Below are 17,501 nucleotides of genomic sequence, written 5' to 3' on the forward strand. Positions count from 1 at the left end.
ATTTCCCCCTTTCTAGTTTTAATGTGAAAGAAGTGATAGACAAAAAGTCTATCACTCAAAATAACAGCGTGCAGATTAAGGATTAACAGATTCCCCGTCACCATTTTTTTCAATTTCAAGCATATTTTTGTCGTACATTTTAAAGAATGGTAAATAAATAAGGAACGATATTGCTATATTTATAAAAACTAATACAATCGCACGCCAATCTCCACCTGTTGCTAAATATGCACCAATTGGAGCAGGTAATGTCCATGGCGGCATAATATGCGTTGGTGTTACAAATCCCATCGCAGTTGCTGAATATGCAACAGTTGCTGTTACAAGTGGTGTAATGATAAATGGGATAATTAAAATTGGATTTAGTACAATCGGTAATCCGAATATGACTGGTTCATTAATATTAAAAATACCCGGAACAATACAAGTTCTTGATAATGCTTTCGAATATTTCGATCGACCAAATACAATCATAGCTAATACAAGCCCTAACGTCGCACCAGAACCGCCAATCCATATAAACCATTGATATAACGGCTCTGGTGAAATAAATGGCAACTGATCTGCTCCACTAGCAACTGCTTCACCATTTTTCCCTAGGTATACTTCCCATAATGGCCGAGCAACAGTTCCAACAACCGACACACCATGGATTCCGAATGACCAAAAAAACGTAATTAAAAACACTGGAATCATTACACCGAAGTAACTATCCCCAGCTTTTACCAATGGTGCTGCTAATTTATCAACAACATGGTGTAAATCAATGCTAAAAACGACAGTTACTAGACTCATTATAATAATAACGAATGCTGCAGGTATAAGTGCTTCAAATGAACGCGATACAGATGGCGGTACTTGTTCTGGCATTTTAATCATTACATTTTTCTTCTTACAAAACCTTAAAATCTCTACGGATAAAATAGAAACAATCATCGTCACAAATAATCCATGACCTCCGAGATTTGTCATCGGAAGCATGAATCCTTTTTTATCAATTAACTCAGGCGTTAATGTTAAAAGTAGTGAACATACCGCGAGCTGTGCTCCTGATAAAGCATCTAATTTATAACTTTTCGCTAAATTATATCCTATTCCAAATGCGATATATAAGGACATAATAAACATGGTTAAACGATATGGTATCAATATACTTGTTTGATTCTTTAATGCCCAAACTGATATAAAACTATCTTTCGGCAGTGGTGGAAATGCTACTATTAAAAAGAAGCTTCCTACTATAATAAATGGTAACGCCGAAATAACTCCATCACGGATTGCTTGTAAATGTCTCTGCTCAGAAAGCCTTGCCATCGGTCCAGATAAGTTTTTATCAAGAAACGTGACAAACTTATTCATAACGTTTCCCCCTAACTGATTAATTCATTTACAGTTTTTAATAAAGTCGGGCCGCCAAGCGGTGTGTATGCTTGCGGCGGTATGATGCCACACGGAATAGATTCCTCCTCTGCAAATTTTTTTACAGAGTCAAATCGGTGTCTTATTTGAGGTGCCACCATTACGACATCCCAGCCATTCTTTACTTCTTCCTCTACCTCATTCGTTCCAATTGCATGCACTTCCATGTTCACACCATTTTTCTCCGCTTCTTTTTTTAAAGCGTTTACAACAATTGCACTGGACATTCCTCCAGAACAGACGAACAAAACTTTCATTTATTAATCCTCCTATACTTATAATTTATTACCCTTCAAATAAAAGGAAGTTTCACTTTACTAACAAGCATATGAAGTAGTAAATGAATTTAGTTATAATGAAAGTAAATTTCATTAAAAATATTTTTCCTATTAAATTAATGTTTCAATATGCAATTTTCTCTATTGCAAGGTCAACCTCGCCTCAGATATTATTTTAAATAATCATATGATAGGGAGGCGTATAAATGATCGTTAAACGTTTATTAATGATATGTTGTATCGTTATCTTGTTCATCCCTTTCTCTTTCATTCCCCCTCACTCTACTTATGCTGAAGTAAATACTACGTACAAAAAACATGAATTACGTGCTGTATGGATCGCATCAGTTCTGAATATTGATTGGCCCTCAAAAACTGGCTTACCTATTGAAAAACAGAAGCAAGAATTTATAAGATTATTAGACGATGTAAAAAGCACTGGTATGAATGCAGTTGTTGTACAAATTAAACCAACCGCTGATGCTTTCTATCCTTCAAATTACGGTCCTTGGTCTGAATACATTACAGGAACACAAGGAAAAGATCCTGGTTATGACCCGCTCGCATTTATGATTGAAGAAACTCATAAAAGAAATATAGAATTCCACGCTTGGATTAACCCATACCGAATAACGATGAATCACACCGATATAAATCGATTATCAAATAATCACCCTGCAAGGCAACATCCCGATTGGGTTGTCACTTATGGCGGAAAGTTATATTACAATCCCGGTATTCCGGAAGTGAAAAAATTTATAACAGAAGGCGCTTTAGAAATCGTACAAAATTACGATATTGATGCGCTGCATATGGATGATTATTTTTACCCATATAAAGTAGCCGGTGAAGAATTTCCAGATCAGAAAACATACGAAACATATAATAATGGTAGATTTACAAATATAGAAGATTGGCGACGTAATAATGTAAATGAACTTGTAAAAGATTTAAATACTGCTATAAAACAAGAAAAATCATATGTAAAGTTTGGCATTAGTCCGTTCGGCGTATGGCGAAATATAGCTGACGATCCCACTGGCTCTAACACAACCGCAGGCCAAAGAAACTATGATGACCTTTATGCTGACACACGTGAGTGGATACAAAAAGGATATATTGACTACATTACACCGCAAATATATTGGAATATAGGTTTCACCCCAGCTGCATATGACATATTAGTAGATTGGTGGGTTAAAGAAACAAATAACAAACCGCTTCACCTATACATCGGTCAAGCGGCCTATAAAATTAATAATAACTCCGTCCCTGCTTGGTCTGATCCAGAAGAATATCCAAAACAAATTGCATTAAACCGGCTATATCCTGATATAAAAGGTAGTATGCATTTTAGCTTAAAAGATATTAATAACAATCCACTCGGAGTTAAAGATAGACTTTCAAAAAACATATATAAACATCCTGCATTAATCCCGCCTATGCCTTGGCTTGATCATGATCCACCAAAACAACCGACTTTAAAAGGCGCCATTCCAAGAGATGAAGGTATTGCAATCGGTATCATTGACAATAGAGATAATGATTCTGCTTATTACGCTATTTACCGCGTGAATGGGAAAAATGAAGTGGATATACAAAATCCCAAAAATTTACTTACTACTGTAAGAAAAACAAAACTTGGAGAAATTTATGTAGATAAAACCGCTATTTCCGGAGAAACGTATACCTATGTCGTAACTGCAGTTGATCGATTGCATAATGAAAGTGTGGCTTCTAGTAAATCTACTATTCAAGCAAAATAAAAGTAAGAGCCCCCATTTTTTTGAATGCGGGCTCTTACTTTTATTTTCGTAGTTCACTATATTGAATATGAATTCTATTCTCAGGATTTTTATCTACTGTGTAAAGTACAAATAAGAAGAACCATTCTAGTGGCTTCATTAAAATATAAACAAAATCAGCCGACCATTTCGTATTAATATGTTTACTAATTGGATAACCGTATTTATCATAAAAATTACGAATCACTTTATGACATTTTGGTACCCGCTCCTCAATTACATTTTCAAAAGCGTTCGCAATTAATAACTGTCGATTAACTGTAATTCTTTCCCCATGCCTAATTCCTGCTCGTAATGGCTTAACGATGTTTTTATGGCCTTTCACAGAAACTGTACATAAATAATGCCCATCCCCGGAGACAATTTGAGGACTTGGGGCAGGAATCTTAGAATAATTAAAACTACTTGTTTCCATAAACACTCTTATAAAACTATCTGGTTTTTGGCCAAACAGTATTAAAATAAATTGAACAATTAACAAGACAGGAAATAAACTTATCATCCAGACTGTAGCCATTTTTTGATATCCAAAAGAAATACGATACAGCAATAATATAATTCTGTTGCTCTGCGTATAATCTTTCTCATTCTGAGATTGTATGAAATAACCTAATGTATTTCTTAATTTAGCTAAGAATAATAGACTAAAGGCAACCATTCCAACTTGAATACAAAAGACTGGAATGTATCTCAATCCTCCGAGTTCCGTATAAAAGGCAAAGCCTGTATGGGTAATATAGATGAATGTATATACAATGTTTACTATCATTAAAGTACTATAAAAAATATAAAATATTGGTGAAAGTTTTATTAAGCCTGTTGTTAATTTCCAATACGAAACTCCACCTAAAATAACTAAGAGAACTACTATCGTAATGTGGTCATGGGCTAAAGAAGCATATTGATCAGACATCATTCCGTTCTTTTCAAATTTATGTAATGGTATTCCTGCTCTTACATCATTTGCATTCCACATAATACCTAAACCAAAGATAAAATAACTCAAACCCAGTGATAATATTTCCTGTGGCTCGAACTTTAGTATACTTGAGGAATTTTCCTTCTTCGATTGGAAACTATCCCAAGCTTTACTAATGGGATAGCCCAGAAATAAAAATAAAATTACAAATAGGATGACTAACTCAAATAACACAATACCATACCCCTTTTATAATAATTATTTACACAAAGTACAAAAAACCACTCTATATTTTACCATTTATTTACGTTTGCATATACAATTTTACAAAAGATTAAACGCTCTCAATTTACAAAAAAAAACGCCTAAAAGCTGAAACATTCAACTTTTTAGGCGATCTCTTCTATTTATTCTTAAACTTCTCAGTCGCTGCTCTCATCTTCACATTTAAATCGTGATCAATTGAGTCGCGAATATCTCGCTCTACTACTTCCATTTCTTTTTGGAAATTTTCCAAGTAGATTTTCAGTTCTTCTTCCTTCTCTGGTCTTTGTGAAGGTGGTAATTGTACTACCAGCGATAACATGGCCGTTAAATCTTTCATTAAGAATGTTTCAAGTTTATGTTGTTGTTCAAACATGCGTTGCTCTTGATAGTACGGAAGTGCATTTAATACTGAAATTGTAATATCATCAACCGTTCTTTGTAATGAAGGATTTATTGAGCGTTTATACGCTTGAATTGTATTTAATGCGTCTGGATAACGGTCATAAAAATACAATTTGTAAAATGATAAGTCTGTCGGTTTTACAGTTTGCTGCGCTTCTTGTCTTAAGAAATCTTTCACTTTCATCGTAGCCACATCAATATCTTCATTCGTAAGCTTTTTCGTAGTTTTTGCCATTACATGCACTTTTTTCTGCTTTTCTTTCGGTAACATCGAGAAGACTTGCTCTCTCGTACGTTGACCTGATGCACAAAATAGAGTATTTAATGTATTTTGTTCTTTCTTTCCTTCGGTGCGAATCCAGCGATAAAACAGTGGATGTTGTGTAAATTCTTGTAGAAACGGTATTGATTTGTTTGATATCTTATCTAAAGAATCTTGCGCTCTTTTATATGGCTTCGTCCATGAAAAATACAGTTTCCGCCCGAAGTATACGACTAAAACAACGACAGTAAATGCTATTAAAAGCAATGTACCGAGTAGTAATAGTACTGTTTGAATGAAACTCATTTGTTCACCTCCTCTAATAATCCGTTATTTCCTTGGACGCTGAATGAGTTTCTGCTTCATCTCATCATTAAATGTGTCTAGTTCAATAACGAACTTCTTGCTTGACTCAATAATACGTTCTGACGATTTTTCAGATGCTTCAATTGCAGCGAACACATTTTGGAATGATTCACGTAATTTATCCATGCTAATAGCAGGGTTTTCAAGCAATTTCGTCGTTTCTTCTGTATTTTGTTTTAACGCTTGAGAATTACTTAATACCATCGATTCAATTGCTTCATTCGTTGCATTTACCGCATCAATTGTTTTACGTTGATTCGTTAATGCAAGCTGAATAGCAGCTGAAACTGTTACAACGTTTTGCGTCATCGTAATTGCATTACGTATTGCCTCTGTTAATTTTTCATTATTTTTCTTAATGATGTCTACAGAAGCTATAGATTGTAATAATACACTTTTCGCTTGCTGCATATTACGTGTACGTACAAGTATCTTTTCTAATGCATCGTTAATTAACGGAATATCCCTTTGACGCTCTGGGTTTTGTTTCTCAGCTTCAAGCATGCCAGCAAGCTTTTTCCCTAAGTATACTTGTTTATCAAGAGCATGAATTTTATCGTGCGATTGTTCTTTTAACATTTCAAGACCAACTGTATCCTCTTGTAAGTTATCACGACCAATTAGAAGGGATCTAATAATTTCCTCAATTTGCTTATCTATAGATTGATATTTATGCACGTATGTTTCAAGTGGATTTTTCTTAAATACTTTAAACATAATTTTCTTCATACCACTTGCTTTTAATGAATTCGGATCAAGCTCTGATACTACTTTGCGTAATTCTAACAATGTATTTGGAATTTCTTCATTCTTTCCATTCATCATCGCTGTGACAGGACGTTTTAATGCTGATAACGTTTGTCCTGCTGCTTGTTGTTCTTTATCCCCCAAATCTCCTAGCTGCGACAATACTTTCGATAAATCTGTATTTTGCTCGCTATTTAACTTTTGTACATAAAGATCGGCTTCTTTATTTAATTCATCAAGTTCTTCATCTTTTATAACTGTATCAACCACTACTTCTACATTATTATCTTTCACAATGGATACAGGTTCTTTTTTCTCGAGTTCAGTCAACAAAATCGCTCCTTTATTTATATGTGCGAATTTATATGCACTATATTTCATCAATTATATCGTATTTCATACACATTCTGATTGCTTGAAATCGATTTTTTTAGAAATGTCTGTTTATGCAGTCATTCCCTGTTTCTTACTATAAGTATACCTGTAATCAACATAATTTTCCTCAGACTTAAGACCTAGAGAACTACATGCTGAAGGCGGATTCTTCATATATTTCCTAAATAATTTACGTTCTTTTAATCGTGCTACACTCAATCTTTTGACATTCACCCGTTTTCAATGTGATAATTCTATTACACTCACTTCTATTTATTTTTGCGAGCTACAAATGCTCCCTTTTGAAACGCTAATAACACTGTTTCAAACGTATCATCTTCTTCAATCATTTTTATAAACTCATCTAATTCACTTGCATGAGAAGTTGCATTATCAACAACAAGAAAACCTTTTGGCTGTAACATACGTTTTATATGCTCAAACCACCACATGTATTGCGTGCGCTCTGAATCTAGGAAAATAAAATCAAATGAATGATCTAATTGGGAATCTAAAAATGCCCCTGCTTCTTGATTGTGAACATCAATCCTTTGTAAAAGGTTTGCCTTTTCAAAATTGACAAGTGCCTCTCCAACTCGTTCTGAAGAAAGCTCTACAGTTGTTACATTTCCATTTGTTTCTTCTACCGCATTAGCCAACCACAATGTAGAATAACCATTAGAAGTTCCAATTTCTAAGATATTTTTTGCATTACACCCTTTTACTAAAATTGATAAAAATTGCCCCATCTCACGAGAAACATTCCGTAATTTTTCTTCCCTTGTTTTTTTATTTCGATCATGCTCTTCTCCATATTGTTCAAGTTGTAATAATAATGAATCTACTGTATCCATTCTTTTCATCGCCTTTCCAAGCAATATGATGAAAAAGCTCTTGCTGCCCGTCTACTTTTTATTATATGCGAAACAAAAACCTTTTTCCTGTTATATGACAAAGATTTATAATTTTTTATAGCATATTGTTTCGTTTTTTGGTAAAGTTAATTTCTACGTGCAATTATTCCATTCATATTATTTCATATAAAAATTGCAGTTATTAAATTATATAAACCCCATTTAAATGAATCGGTATTTCAAATTCAATTAAGCGCCCTTTTCGGACGCATTTTCTTTGTTTATATATTTCCAGAAGAAAGGATGCTTACAAATGAACGTGATTAGCTTAGATGCTGCTCGAAAACGAAAGCAGCATAAAAAATTAATGATTACTATACCGATTATTACACGTATTTATGAAGAAGACGGGGAAATTAAATTTGAGGTAGCTGGCGAAAAAGATGTACCTCTTGAAATGTTAGAAAAATAATAAAAAACGCATTTCTGAAGAAATGCGCTTTTTTATATTTTTACATTTAAATGCATAAGTTTTTCAGGATTAACCATCATATAAATATTTGAAATCTTCTCATCCTCAAATGCAAACGAAAGAACATAAGTTACTTTATTATTTATTGTAACTATAACTCCTGGTATACCATTTACCATTTTGAAATCAACAGTGTACTCTTCTGTCAATCGTTGTGCAATCCCAAAGAACAAACGTATAATTCGATCTGCAGAATAAATCGGATTGATCGCAGTCGTAACTTTACCGCCACCATCAGCTTTGAGTATAGCATCTGTTTTTAATACTTCTAACATACCTTCCGCATCCCCACACTGTAATGATGATACAAACTTTTCAACATAAGAAGCCATTTTCTCCGTGCTTAATTTTGATTGCTTCGGTTTCTCCAACATACTTTTTCGTGCACGTTGAAAGATCTTCCTGCAGTTCACACTACTCTTATTAACAATTGAAGCTATTTCTTCGTATTCATAACTGAAAACCTCTCTTAATATGAAAACAATCCTTTCTATCTCAGATAGTTGTTGTAAAAGTAATAAATATGCGGCGGAAAGGGATTCTTTCATTATAAATGACTTTGATGGCTCATCACTCTCTTCTACAAGTGGCTCTGGTAACCACATCCCTACATACACGTTACGTTTATGCGCTGCCGATCGTAATTTATCAATTGAACGATTTGTCGCCATCTTACATAAATATGCTTTCATATTTTCTATAGATTGTGGATCTTCTATATTATTTAGCGAGATAAATACATCCTGAACGATATCCTCAGCATCCATAACACTCCCAAGGATTCTGTATGATAACGAAAATAATAATGGTTGATACGCTTCATATAACTGCTCCGTTTCCATGATGAACTGCCTCACTTTCATATTGCTTTAAAATGTGTAACGCTGCACGTTTCCCGCTTGCTACCGCAGCATCAGCTAATATTTCATCATGCCCTGCCCAATCTCCTGCAACATAAACACCTGGCATTTCAGGTATATTAGGACCCGGCTTTTCAACACGGTCAATATGAGGAAAATCATGTACTACTGTTATTTTCGGTAAATATTGCTGTGCAACAACTTCTCTTTTCCAATTTGGGTGTAACAACTCCATCGTACTTTCCAACTGTTCTTTATCTTCATGAATATGATTCATCTCTAGCACAGGATTATGGTACTTAATTAGACTCACTGCAATTGATCCGTCTTCACTTAATTTAGCTGCTCTCGATTGATTTGTGAAAAATATAGGTTGATCTAATCCTAATACAAATTGATGTGTAGGATTGGGTAATTGTCTCAAGCCAATATCTAATGCACCAACAGTAACCGGTACCGATTGTTCACCCCATTTATGCAAACTTGTTCCTTCTGCACCTTTTATTATTTTACAAGCCTCTTTCGGCGGAGTCGTCACGATGACTGTACCTACTTCAAAAACCTCATCATCAACACAATGTATTCTTTGTTTACCTTCGGAATGCTCAATTTCCACAACATGCTTTTTAGCCAAAAACTGCACCCCGATATCATTTGCTATAGCTCTTAATTTTGTTATTATCGTCTTCCAACCACCATCTACATAAAGCACTCCTTCTTTTATAGAAAGCTGTATTTGCTTTAGTACAGATGATGCTAATTGTATTGTAGGAGCAAACGTATATGTTGTTGTCCGGCATAGCGCATAAAATATATTGCGAATCATTGGATCTTTTATTTCATTTTCTGCCCATGTAGTTAGACTCATTTTCGGAACTTCTCCTACATCTAAATTTCCTAAACGAATCATAAGACGTGAGAATTGTACTTTTGCAGACCAAGAAAGTAGTGGTGTTGATAAAATTGAGCGAAAATCTGTTGGGATGGTGAATATATCCCCTTTCCATATTCCATGTGCTTTTGTAGATGGTATTCCACCTGGAAGAGTCATACCGAGCTCATTAAAAGTTATAAACGCTGCCCCGCCTCTATATAAAGCATGTGCACCAAGATTCATGCAGATTCCATTTTTATTTGTAGTCATCCCTCGGCCACCGAATTGACTGGACTTTTCTAATACAATCACTTTCCTTCCAACTTTCGCTAAATATATAGATGCTGTTAATCCAGCAAGCCCACCGCCAACAATTGCTATATCAAATGTATTCATAATAAAATCCCTCCTTAATCGTTCTACATACAAGACGAACGATTAAGGAGGGATGTGACATAAAAATAAATCTTTATTATCCTACTTTGTTTCTTTACTTTTTAATTCGATCATATTGCATACGAAATAACTCAATTGCAAATGGAATATCCTCTTCACTCTTTAAATAATAACTGATCCATCCTGATTCAGGTAATACGTGATGTGGTTTTACCAATCCTTGCTTCACTAATTCATCTCGCTTTAACTTCGGAAATGGTAAATCAGCTAATCTATCACCATGAAGATGCCCAAGTTCTTTCTTACCATAATTTATTTCAATACCACCAAATCGATGCGGTTTTTCAGAAACACCCGCCCAGCTGAGTACTTCATTTCTAATCATTTCACTAAATGACATGAACATTCACTCCTTATAAATGATTGATGTAATTTTAAATTAACATTTTCATTACTTTTTTCCATCAATCCAAAGTATGAATGGGAATACGAATATAGTTTGGTATTAACACCTTATTCTTTATGGAATAAGTGAATTTATTAAGCTACCGATAACAGCACAAAACAAAGACTAGACACATATCCTAATTTTGTAACCTAACTTACCTATAGAAAGGCGGGTAATACAATTGACTGCCAACATCGACTATACTTCCCCCTCAACCAATTTTACTTATGATGTAAATAAAAGTAATTTTTTTCGGAAAGATGCCCAAAATTATATAAATGTACTTGGTATTAAACAATTAAATACTTTAGAAAATACTTCTTTATTAGATATTTATTTAAGTACAGGAAATGTTGTAGAACCACATATTCATCAAAATGCAGCTGAACTTGTTTATTGTATTTCAGGGTCTGCTGTTGTTTCTTTACTTAATCCATTTACGAATCAAATATTAAACTTACCGATAAAACCCGGGCAAGTTGCCAACATTCCACAAGCGTGGTGGCATTATGAAATTGCTACAGCAGATAATACTCATTTATTAGCTATTTTCAATGCTCCAACTCCAGAAGTTATTTTCGGTTCTGACATTTTAAGGTTAACTCCAGCTCATATGATGGCCCATACTTATTGTCTCAATGAACAACAATGGAAACAAGCGGTTTCCCCTATCCAATCAACTACCGTAATTGGTCCTCCGGCAAACTGCAATCAAAACCGTGAAATGAAAAATTATCCAACCCACCCCCTCGCTCAACAACAGAATCCGTATCACCAAGATTCTTATTACTTTCCTCTTTACTGGGGCTATTAATTTGTAAATTTTCAAAAGAATCATCATTTATCTCCTAGGAAAATACCAAGGAGATTTTTTTATTGTATCTTCTCTTCCTATTAAAAATAGTAACAATTAATAGTGTACATACATATAATATTTATATATTAAATTGGAGGTGATAGTACTATGAGTAATTATAACTATCGAAAAAACTACTCTTATAATAAAAATAGTAGCTCTTCAGCATCCTCTCAATCTTCCAATTCTCAATCTTCCAATTCCCAATCGCAAAGAGACTTAGCCGAGCAAGGCTATGTAAAGAAAAAAGGATGTAACTGTAATAAAAATAAATAGTTTATTTTATGGATGAATTCTTTTAAAAGAATTCATCTTTTTTTGCTGATCAGAAACTTTTAAAGTTACATAACTTATTCCTTAAATGAGAAAGGGTAAATTATACTTTTTTATACGAACTTAACAAAGAGTAATTGTTCAATGGATTTATTACTTATTTCTCAAAAAAATATAGTCCTTCCTAAATTTATTAGGAAGGACTATATACAAACCCCTGTTTAATTTCCTACTAAATGTAACAAATTAAACGATATTAATACCTGCACTTACAAATCCAGCAACTGCAGCTATTGGACTTGCTGCTGTTAATGAAACATATAACAGTATTTTGTCCCCAGCCGCTACTGGAATAGCTTCAGGTATGATTCCTGATGCTGTAGAACCAATTGCTATTAAAGCAAATGCTGGTGTTAATAATAGAGGTGCGCCTTGTACTGTAAACGTATTGCTTGCTGCAGGTGCAGTTAATATTTGTATTTGCACTTGAACAGGTGATAATGGAGCTAATGCAGCTGTTGCACTAAAGAAACCTGCTAATGACGTAATAACCCCTGCTCGTGGTGCTACAAATGCATAATCACCTACACCTAATGCTAATGTGATACTTGTTCCACCCGTTAATGCTATACCAGGCTGACTAAATCCAAATCCAAGAAGAGTTCCTGTATTAGCTACTAACGCATTAACTAACGCTGCTGGTGTTGTACCTGAAGCAAACGGAATAATAGCTCCGCCACCAGTTGCACCCGTTGCTCCTGTTAAGCCTGTTGCTCCTGTTAAACCTGTTGCTCCCGTTGGGCCTGTTGCTCCTGTTGGACCTGTCGCTCCTGTTAAGCCTGTTGCTCCTGTTAAACCTGTTGCTCCTGTTAAACCTGTTGCTCCCGTTGGGCCTGTTGCTCCTGTTAAACCTGTTGCTCCACCAGTACCTGCTGGACCTGTCGCTCCTGTTGGGCCTGTTGCTCCTGTTGCTCCTGTTGCTCCTGTTGGACCTGTCGCTCCGCCTCCTGGACCTGTTGGACCTGTTGGACCTGTTGCTCCGCCTCCTGGAGTAGCACCAATTAATTGAGTTAATAAGTTTAATAAAAGTTGTAAACTTGCAGGGTCAATAATTAAAGAGAAGAAGAATGGTGCAAGAGCACTGTAGAATTGTTGTAATAAAGAAAGTAATTGACTTAGATTTGGGTTAGGAGATTGTAGTAAATTAATAATACTTTGAATTAATTGTTTTAAGAAATTCCCTTCTGGAGAAGGTGCTAATTCATTTAGTAAGTTCAATAGTTGAGTAAACAAATTGAGTAAAGCTAATCTGTTTGCATCACTTGGATTTGCAAAAAACGCTGCAATAGCCGAAATTAAAGAGTTTAGTAAAGTAATTAATCTACCTAATTGCTCACTAGTAATCGGAACTGTTTGTGGATTGTTACAACAATCTGGAGTGAAAACAATCGGATTATTGCAGTGGTTATGACCGAAACAATTATTACTTGTCATTTATGTCCTCCTTACTTGTTTTATATTTGAGTTTTTCCTATTATAAGGATCATAAAGTTGTAAAAGAGTATGTGTTATATATTGACTTAAAATAGGAAACATGAAATATAATTAAACTTAAAAACGTTATTTAATTATGTTCATGACTCACATATTAATTATATGTTTTTAATAATTGACTGCTTAGATTAAATACCTAAACTTACGGGTTTATTTTATTTTTCCACGTTTATCTCTTAGGTTTAAATACACATATTAATTTGAATATACTCAACAATTAACAGTGCCATTTTTTCATATAAATATACATTATTTCTTTACTAAGATTGTGTTCTCTTTTTTAACATGAAGCCCTTTGTATTATAGAGAACTCTCATATACTATATTGAAAAATTCATTTTATATTTTATTCCAATACACTATGAAAAGAATTGAAGTTAAAATTCCTATCATTCAACCATTTATGACAGCTAGAAATTGAATGTACCTTCACTTAATTTTAACTATTTAAATATAAAACAAAAAGGACAGATTCCTTTTCATTAAGGATCTGTCCTTTTAATTAATAATAATAAATTGTAATATAATTGAAGATCCTTGCGATGGTGGTTGCGTATCCAATAAAGTTAATTTACCAGTACTCACTTCATATAATGGTTGTGGCTGCAGTATTCCATTAACAAACAAATTAATATAAGAAACTTCACTAGGAGACAAAATATTCGTTGTACCATATTGAGGTATCCCGTCAGCATCTGTATATATAAGCTTCTCTCCATCCGCAAAAGTGTAATATAACAAATTGGTGGTTGTTATAGGGCCAATCCCCCCGGTAGGACCTGTTGCTCCGGTTGGTCCCGTTATTCCAATTGGTCCCGTTTCTCCGGTTAGCCCGGTTACTCCGGTTAGTCCCGTTATTCCAGTCGGGCCTGTTGCTCCGGTTGGGCCTGTTATTCCAGTCGGGCCTGTTACTCCGGTCGGGCCCGTTTCTCCGGTTGGTCCCGTTATTCCAGTCGGGCCCGTTTCTCCAGTTGGACCTGTTGCTCCGGTCGGGCCCGTTATTCCGGTTGGGCCTGTTGCTCCGGTCGGGCCCGTTATTCCAGTCGAGCCTGTTGCTCCGGTTGGGCCTGTTATTCCAGTCGGGCCTGTTACTCCGGTCGGCCCCGTTTCTCCGGTTGGTCCCGTTTCTCCAGTTGGACCTGTTGCTCCGGTCGGGCCCGCTATTCCGGTTGGGCCTGTTGCTCCGGTTGGTCCCGTTATTCCAGTCGGGCCCGTTTCTCCAGTTGGACCTGTTGCTCCGGTCGGGCCCGTTATTCCGGTTGGGCCTGTTACTCCGGTTGGGCCTGTTATTCCGGTCGGCCCCGTTTCTCCGGTCGGCCCCGTTATTCCAGTCGGGCCAGTTGCTCCGGTTGGAATATAAATTGGTGGAAGAATCGGAAATGTAGGTCCAATATTTTCTGGGCCTATCATCCCCTTATTCAATGATAAATTGTCATTGCGTTTCAATTTAATACCTCATTCCACATGTTTTTTAATTCATACACATCATTATGACCCTATCATTAAAGAATAACTTTATAACTATTCTCTTTTTTCTTCCCAAAGAATTATTACATATATTAAACATTTTACCGTTGCTATAACCGCTTTAATTAATATAATAAATTAATCATTCTATTTAAAAAGTACTAAATCTATTACATTCTTATTTAAAAAGATGAGGTGATTTATATTCAAGATAATAATGAAATTAGAAAAAAAGAAATAATGTCAATGGCCCTTGACATTATTTTCCCTTACAGGCTTACTGGACCTACGGGGCCTACTGGAAGTACTGGGCTTACCGGGAGTACTGGATCTACCGGAAGTACTGGGCCTACCGGAAGTACTGGGCCTACCGGAAGTACTGGGTCTATCGTTACAACAAACTCTATGTTCGCTAATAATACATCAGGTGGTCCTGTTTCAGTCATATTAGGAGGAACAAACATTCCACTTTCAAATAACCAAAGTCTTGGTAATTTTACAGTTAACGCTTCAAATGACGTATTTACAATTCCTGTAACTGGAAGATATCATTTAACCTATCAAGTTAATACGACAACCGCTCTACTTGCTGGAACTAGACTACTATTAAACGCTTCTACGCCAATTCCTGGCTCTATTTTTTCTCCCGCTTTATCAACTTCAAATTATAGTAATAATTTAATTACTAATTTAAATGCTGGTAATACAATTTCACTACAATTATTTGGTATATTATCTGTCGTGAATTTAGTTGGAGGTGGATCAACAGGTGCCTCTCTTACAATTATACGAATTGATTAAAAAATGATTCATTCTTTTTATAATAAACAATCTAAATACTCAATTGGTAAATATTACGAGAGTGATGACGTAATAAAAATAAATTGTACTATATCCATAGTAGAAAACATCTATACTAAATTTTCCGTATATATATTATCAATTTACACTTCCCCCATGTCGGTGTTACATTAAAGATGAAGATCGTTTCTTCTTTACAGACCATCTCAATATGTATTTGAGGAACATCTCCAATCCTATACGCGAGAGCAATACTATATTGACACTCAATTGAGTGTCTTTTTTTATATTCAAAAAATAAAACCATCTCTTATAGATGGTTTTAACAATACACATTTACTCTTTATATTATTGCCAGCTTATAAAGCTGGATAATAAATAGTCATACTTAACCGCGTTAATGTTCTTCCTGAATTAGTATAAGTATGCGGTCTATCCGCCTTAAAGCGAATTGAGTCTCCATTATTTAACGTATATTGACAATCGTTTATGTCAATTGTCAATTTCCCTTCAAATACCGTTATAAACTCTTCTGTTCCTTCTTTATGCGCTTCTGAACTTAATTTCCCTTCTGTATCAATTTCAACCATATAGATTTCAAAATTCCTATTATCTTGGAAAGGAAATGAGGGATACACCTTATATCTCCCATAGTCTTCAGACAATACTTGAACATCATTTCGTAAAACTACTTTCGTATCAGGCTGTGGATTATTAATTAAAGAGGTAAATGATACTTTCAAACCATTAGCAATTTTCCATATTGTTGTTAGTGTCGGGCTTGAATCTCCTCTTTCTATCTGTCCAATCATTGTTTTACTTACACCTGTTAATTGAGAGACCTTTTCTAAACTTAATTTTTCTTTTTCACGTATTGATTTTAAATTTTTTGCCAGAATAAGTTGAATTTCTTCCATAAAAAACACTCCTACACTGTATACAATATAACGACCGTTATGTATAATAAAAAGCGCACGTTATATTGTTCTTTTCGGTCATTATAACACACAAAAAATAGGGGGTTTTGAAATGCCTATATTTTCTTTTTTGTTATTTGTATTTATAAGTAGCTTCACACCTGGTCCCAACAATTTCTTAGCTATGACATACGCAAATCAACATGGATTAAAGAGAAGCATAAACTTTTGCTTTGGAGTGGCATTCGGTTTTTTCATCCTCACTTCTTTATGCAGTTTCTTTAATATTGTATTAATTAATATTATCCCTATAATTGAATTTCCTTTAAAAATTTTAGGTGTCGCGTATATGCTATATTTAGCCTTTAAAATAATTACTAGTAAAGGCGGTGCCGGTCACAATGAAAAAAATAATAAAAACTTATTTACAGTGGGTATTTTCCTTCAATTTATTAACCCTAAAGGAATATTATTCGGACTCACAGTAGTCTCTACTTTTATACTCCCTTACTACAATTCATATTCAAGTTTTCTACTTTTCTCATTATTTCTAGGTATAGTCGGTTTACTGAGTACATTTAGTTGGAGCCTTTTTGGTTCCATGTTCCAAAAACTTTTATTAAAACATAATCAATTATTTAACATCATTATGGCTGTTTTATTAGTTTTCAGTGCCGTTTCAATCGTTATACACTAATTCGATGCTCATTTTAGATTTTGTACTTTTTAATACCACTCTTTATCATTCAGACTACTTTACATACTAATCCATCCACATACCCTATGTGGTTTAAAACTTTTAAGAGGAAACCTTCTAACAATAGGTTTC

The 17,501-nt window shown here is 34.7% G+C and carries 17 protein-coding genes; 5 read left to right on the forward strand and 12 right to left on the reverse strand.

All coding sequences use genetic code 11. The features are described from left to right. Nucleotides 1-75 precede the first annotated feature (75 nt). Nucleotides 76-1,359 (reverse strand): PTS sugar transporter subunit IIC, encoded by a 1,284-nt coding sequence (locus ACUN13_RS12095; protein WP_001032280.1) that lies wholly within the window; start codon nt 1,357-1,359, stop codon nt 76-78. A gap of 11 nt (nt 1,360-1,370) precedes the next feature. Further along, entirely contained in the window at nt 1,371-1,676 is a 306-nt protein-coding gene (locus ACUN13_RS12100; protein ID WP_000865907.1) for a PTS sugar transporter subunit IIB, read from the reverse strand. Nucleotides 1,677-1,903: 227 nt separating this feature from the next. On the opposite strand from ACUN13_RS12100, the gene ACUN13_RS12105 reads away from it, so the two are divergent. Next, on the forward strand, nt 1,904-3,463 hold the full coding sequence (locus ACUN13_RS12105; protein WP_025688153.1) for a glycoside hydrolase family 10 protein: 1,560 nt from the start codon (nt 1,904-1,906) through the stop codon (nt 3,461-3,463). Between the two features lie 40 nt (nt 3,464-3,503). On the opposite strand, the gene ACUN13_RS12110 is transcribed toward ACUN13_RS12105, so the two are convergent. The 4 genes from ACUN13_RS12110 to ACUN13_RS12125 form a co-directional block, all read right to left on the reverse strand. After that, nucleotides 3,504-4,655, reverse strand: coding sequence for a DUF6688 domain-containing protein (locus ACUN13_RS12110; RefSeq protein WP_088345788.1), 1,152 nt, complete (start codon nt 4,653-4,655; stop codon nt 3,504-3,506). Nucleotides 4,656-4,824: 169 nt separating this feature from the next. After that, nucleotides 4,825-5,658, reverse strand: a complete 834-nt coding sequence (locus ACUN13_RS12115) for a DUF3974 domain-containing protein (RefSeq protein ID WP_342761828.1) — start codon at nt 5,656-5,658, stop codon at nt 4,825-4,827. Nucleotides 5,659-5,682: 24 nt separating this feature from the next. Beyond that, nucleotides 5,683-6,795 (reverse strand): toxic anion resistance protein, encoded by a 1,113-nt coding sequence (locus ACUN13_RS12120; protein ID WP_000137402.1) that lies wholly within the window; start codon nt 6,793-6,795, stop codon nt 5,683-5,685. A 314-nt stretch (nt 6,796-7,109) separates the two neighbouring features. Next, entirely contained in the window at nt 7,110-7,703 is a 594-nt protein-coding gene (locus ACUN13_RS12125; protein ID WP_002182747.1) for an O-methyltransferase, read from the reverse strand. A gap of 304 nt (nt 7,704-8,007) precedes the next feature. Here ACUN13_RS12125 and ACUN13_RS12130 point away from each other — a divergent pair, with 304 nt between their 5' ends. Next, on the forward strand, nt 8,008-8,166 hold the full coding sequence (locus ACUN13_RS12130; RefSeq protein WP_001100984.1) for a hypothetical protein: 159 nt from the start codon (nt 8,008-8,010) through the stop codon (nt 8,164-8,166). Nucleotides 8,167-8,198: 32 nt separating this feature from the next. On the opposite strand, the gene ACUN13_RS12135 is transcribed toward ACUN13_RS12130, so the two are convergent. From ACUN13_RS12135 to ACUN13_RS12145, 3 genes are all read right to left on the reverse strand, one after another. Next, entirely contained in the window at nt 8,199-9,068 is an 870-nt protein-coding gene (locus ACUN13_RS12135; protein WP_445423793.1) for a sigma-70 family RNA polymerase sigma factor, read from the reverse strand. Further along, entirely contained in the window at nt 9,046-10,356 is a 1,311-nt protein-coding gene (locus tag ACUN13_RS12140; protein ID WP_025688146.1) for a phytoene desaturase family protein, read from the reverse strand. The genes ACUN13_RS12135 and ACUN13_RS12140 overlap by 23 nt, the downstream gene beginning before the upstream one ends. A gap of 94 nt (nt 10,357-10,450) precedes the next feature. Continuing rightward, the gene (locus ACUN13_RS12145) at nt 10,451-10,756 is read right to left on the reverse strand and encodes a luciferase domain-containing protein (protein ID WP_025688144.1); all 306 of its coding nucleotides are present in this window, start codon (nt 10,754-10,756) and stop codon (nt 10,451-10,453) included. A gap of 229 nt (nt 10,757-10,985) precedes the next feature. On the opposite strand from ACUN13_RS12145, the gene ACUN13_RS12150 reads away from it, so the two are divergent. Further along, on the forward strand, nt 10,986-11,618 hold the full coding sequence (locus ACUN13_RS12150; RefSeq protein WP_025688142.1) for a cupin domain-containing protein: 633 nt from the start codon (nt 10,986-10,988) through the stop codon (nt 11,616-11,618). 561 nt (nt 11,619-12,179) lie between these two features. Here ACUN13_RS12150 and ACUN13_RS12155 read toward each other — a convergent pair. Then, a complete protein-coding gene (locus ACUN13_RS12155) occupies nt 12,180-13,427 on the reverse strand; it encodes an exosporium glycoprotein BclB-related protein (RefSeq protein WP_445423794.1) in 1,248 nt (415 codons plus the stop codon). A gap of 558 nt (nt 13,428-13,985) precedes the next feature. Continuing rightward, complete coding sequence (locus ACUN13_RS12160; protein WP_088345779.1) at nt 13,986-14,933, reverse strand: DUF4183 domain-containing protein; 948 nt, start codon at nt 14,931-14,933, stop codon at nt 13,986-13,988. Nucleotides 14,934-15,149: 216 nt separating this feature from the next. On the opposite strand from ACUN13_RS12160, the gene ACUN13_RS12165 reads away from it, so the two are divergent. Next, nucleotides 15,150-15,755 carry a collagen-like triple helix repeat-containing protein gene (locus ACUN13_RS12165; protein ID WP_000639404.1) on the forward strand — a complete coding sequence of 202 codons (606 nt, stop codon included), beginning with the start codon at nt 15,150-15,152 and terminating at the stop codon, nt 15,753-15,755. A 359-nt stretch (nt 15,756-16,114) separates the two neighbouring features. Here ACUN13_RS12165 and ACUN13_RS12170 read toward each other — a convergent pair whose 3' ends face one another. Beyond that, complete coding sequence (locus tag ACUN13_RS12170) at nt 16,115-16,672, reverse strand: helix-turn-helix domain-containing protein (RefSeq protein ID WP_445423795.1); 558 nt, start codon at nt 16,670-16,672, stop codon at nt 16,115-16,117. A 112-nt stretch (nt 16,673-16,784) separates the two neighbouring features. Between ACUN13_RS12170 and ACUN13_RS12175 the strand changes: the two genes are divergently transcribed. Then, the gene (locus tag ACUN13_RS12175) at nt 16,785-17,369 is read left to right on the forward strand and encodes a LysE family transporter (RefSeq protein ID WP_001121273.1); all 585 of its coding nucleotides are present in this window, start codon (nt 16,785-16,787) and stop codon (nt 17,367-17,369) included. Nucleotides 17,370-17,501: the final 132 nt, after the last annotated feature.

The sequence above is a fragment of the Bacillus cereus group sp. Bce041 genome, assembly GCF_052646455.1.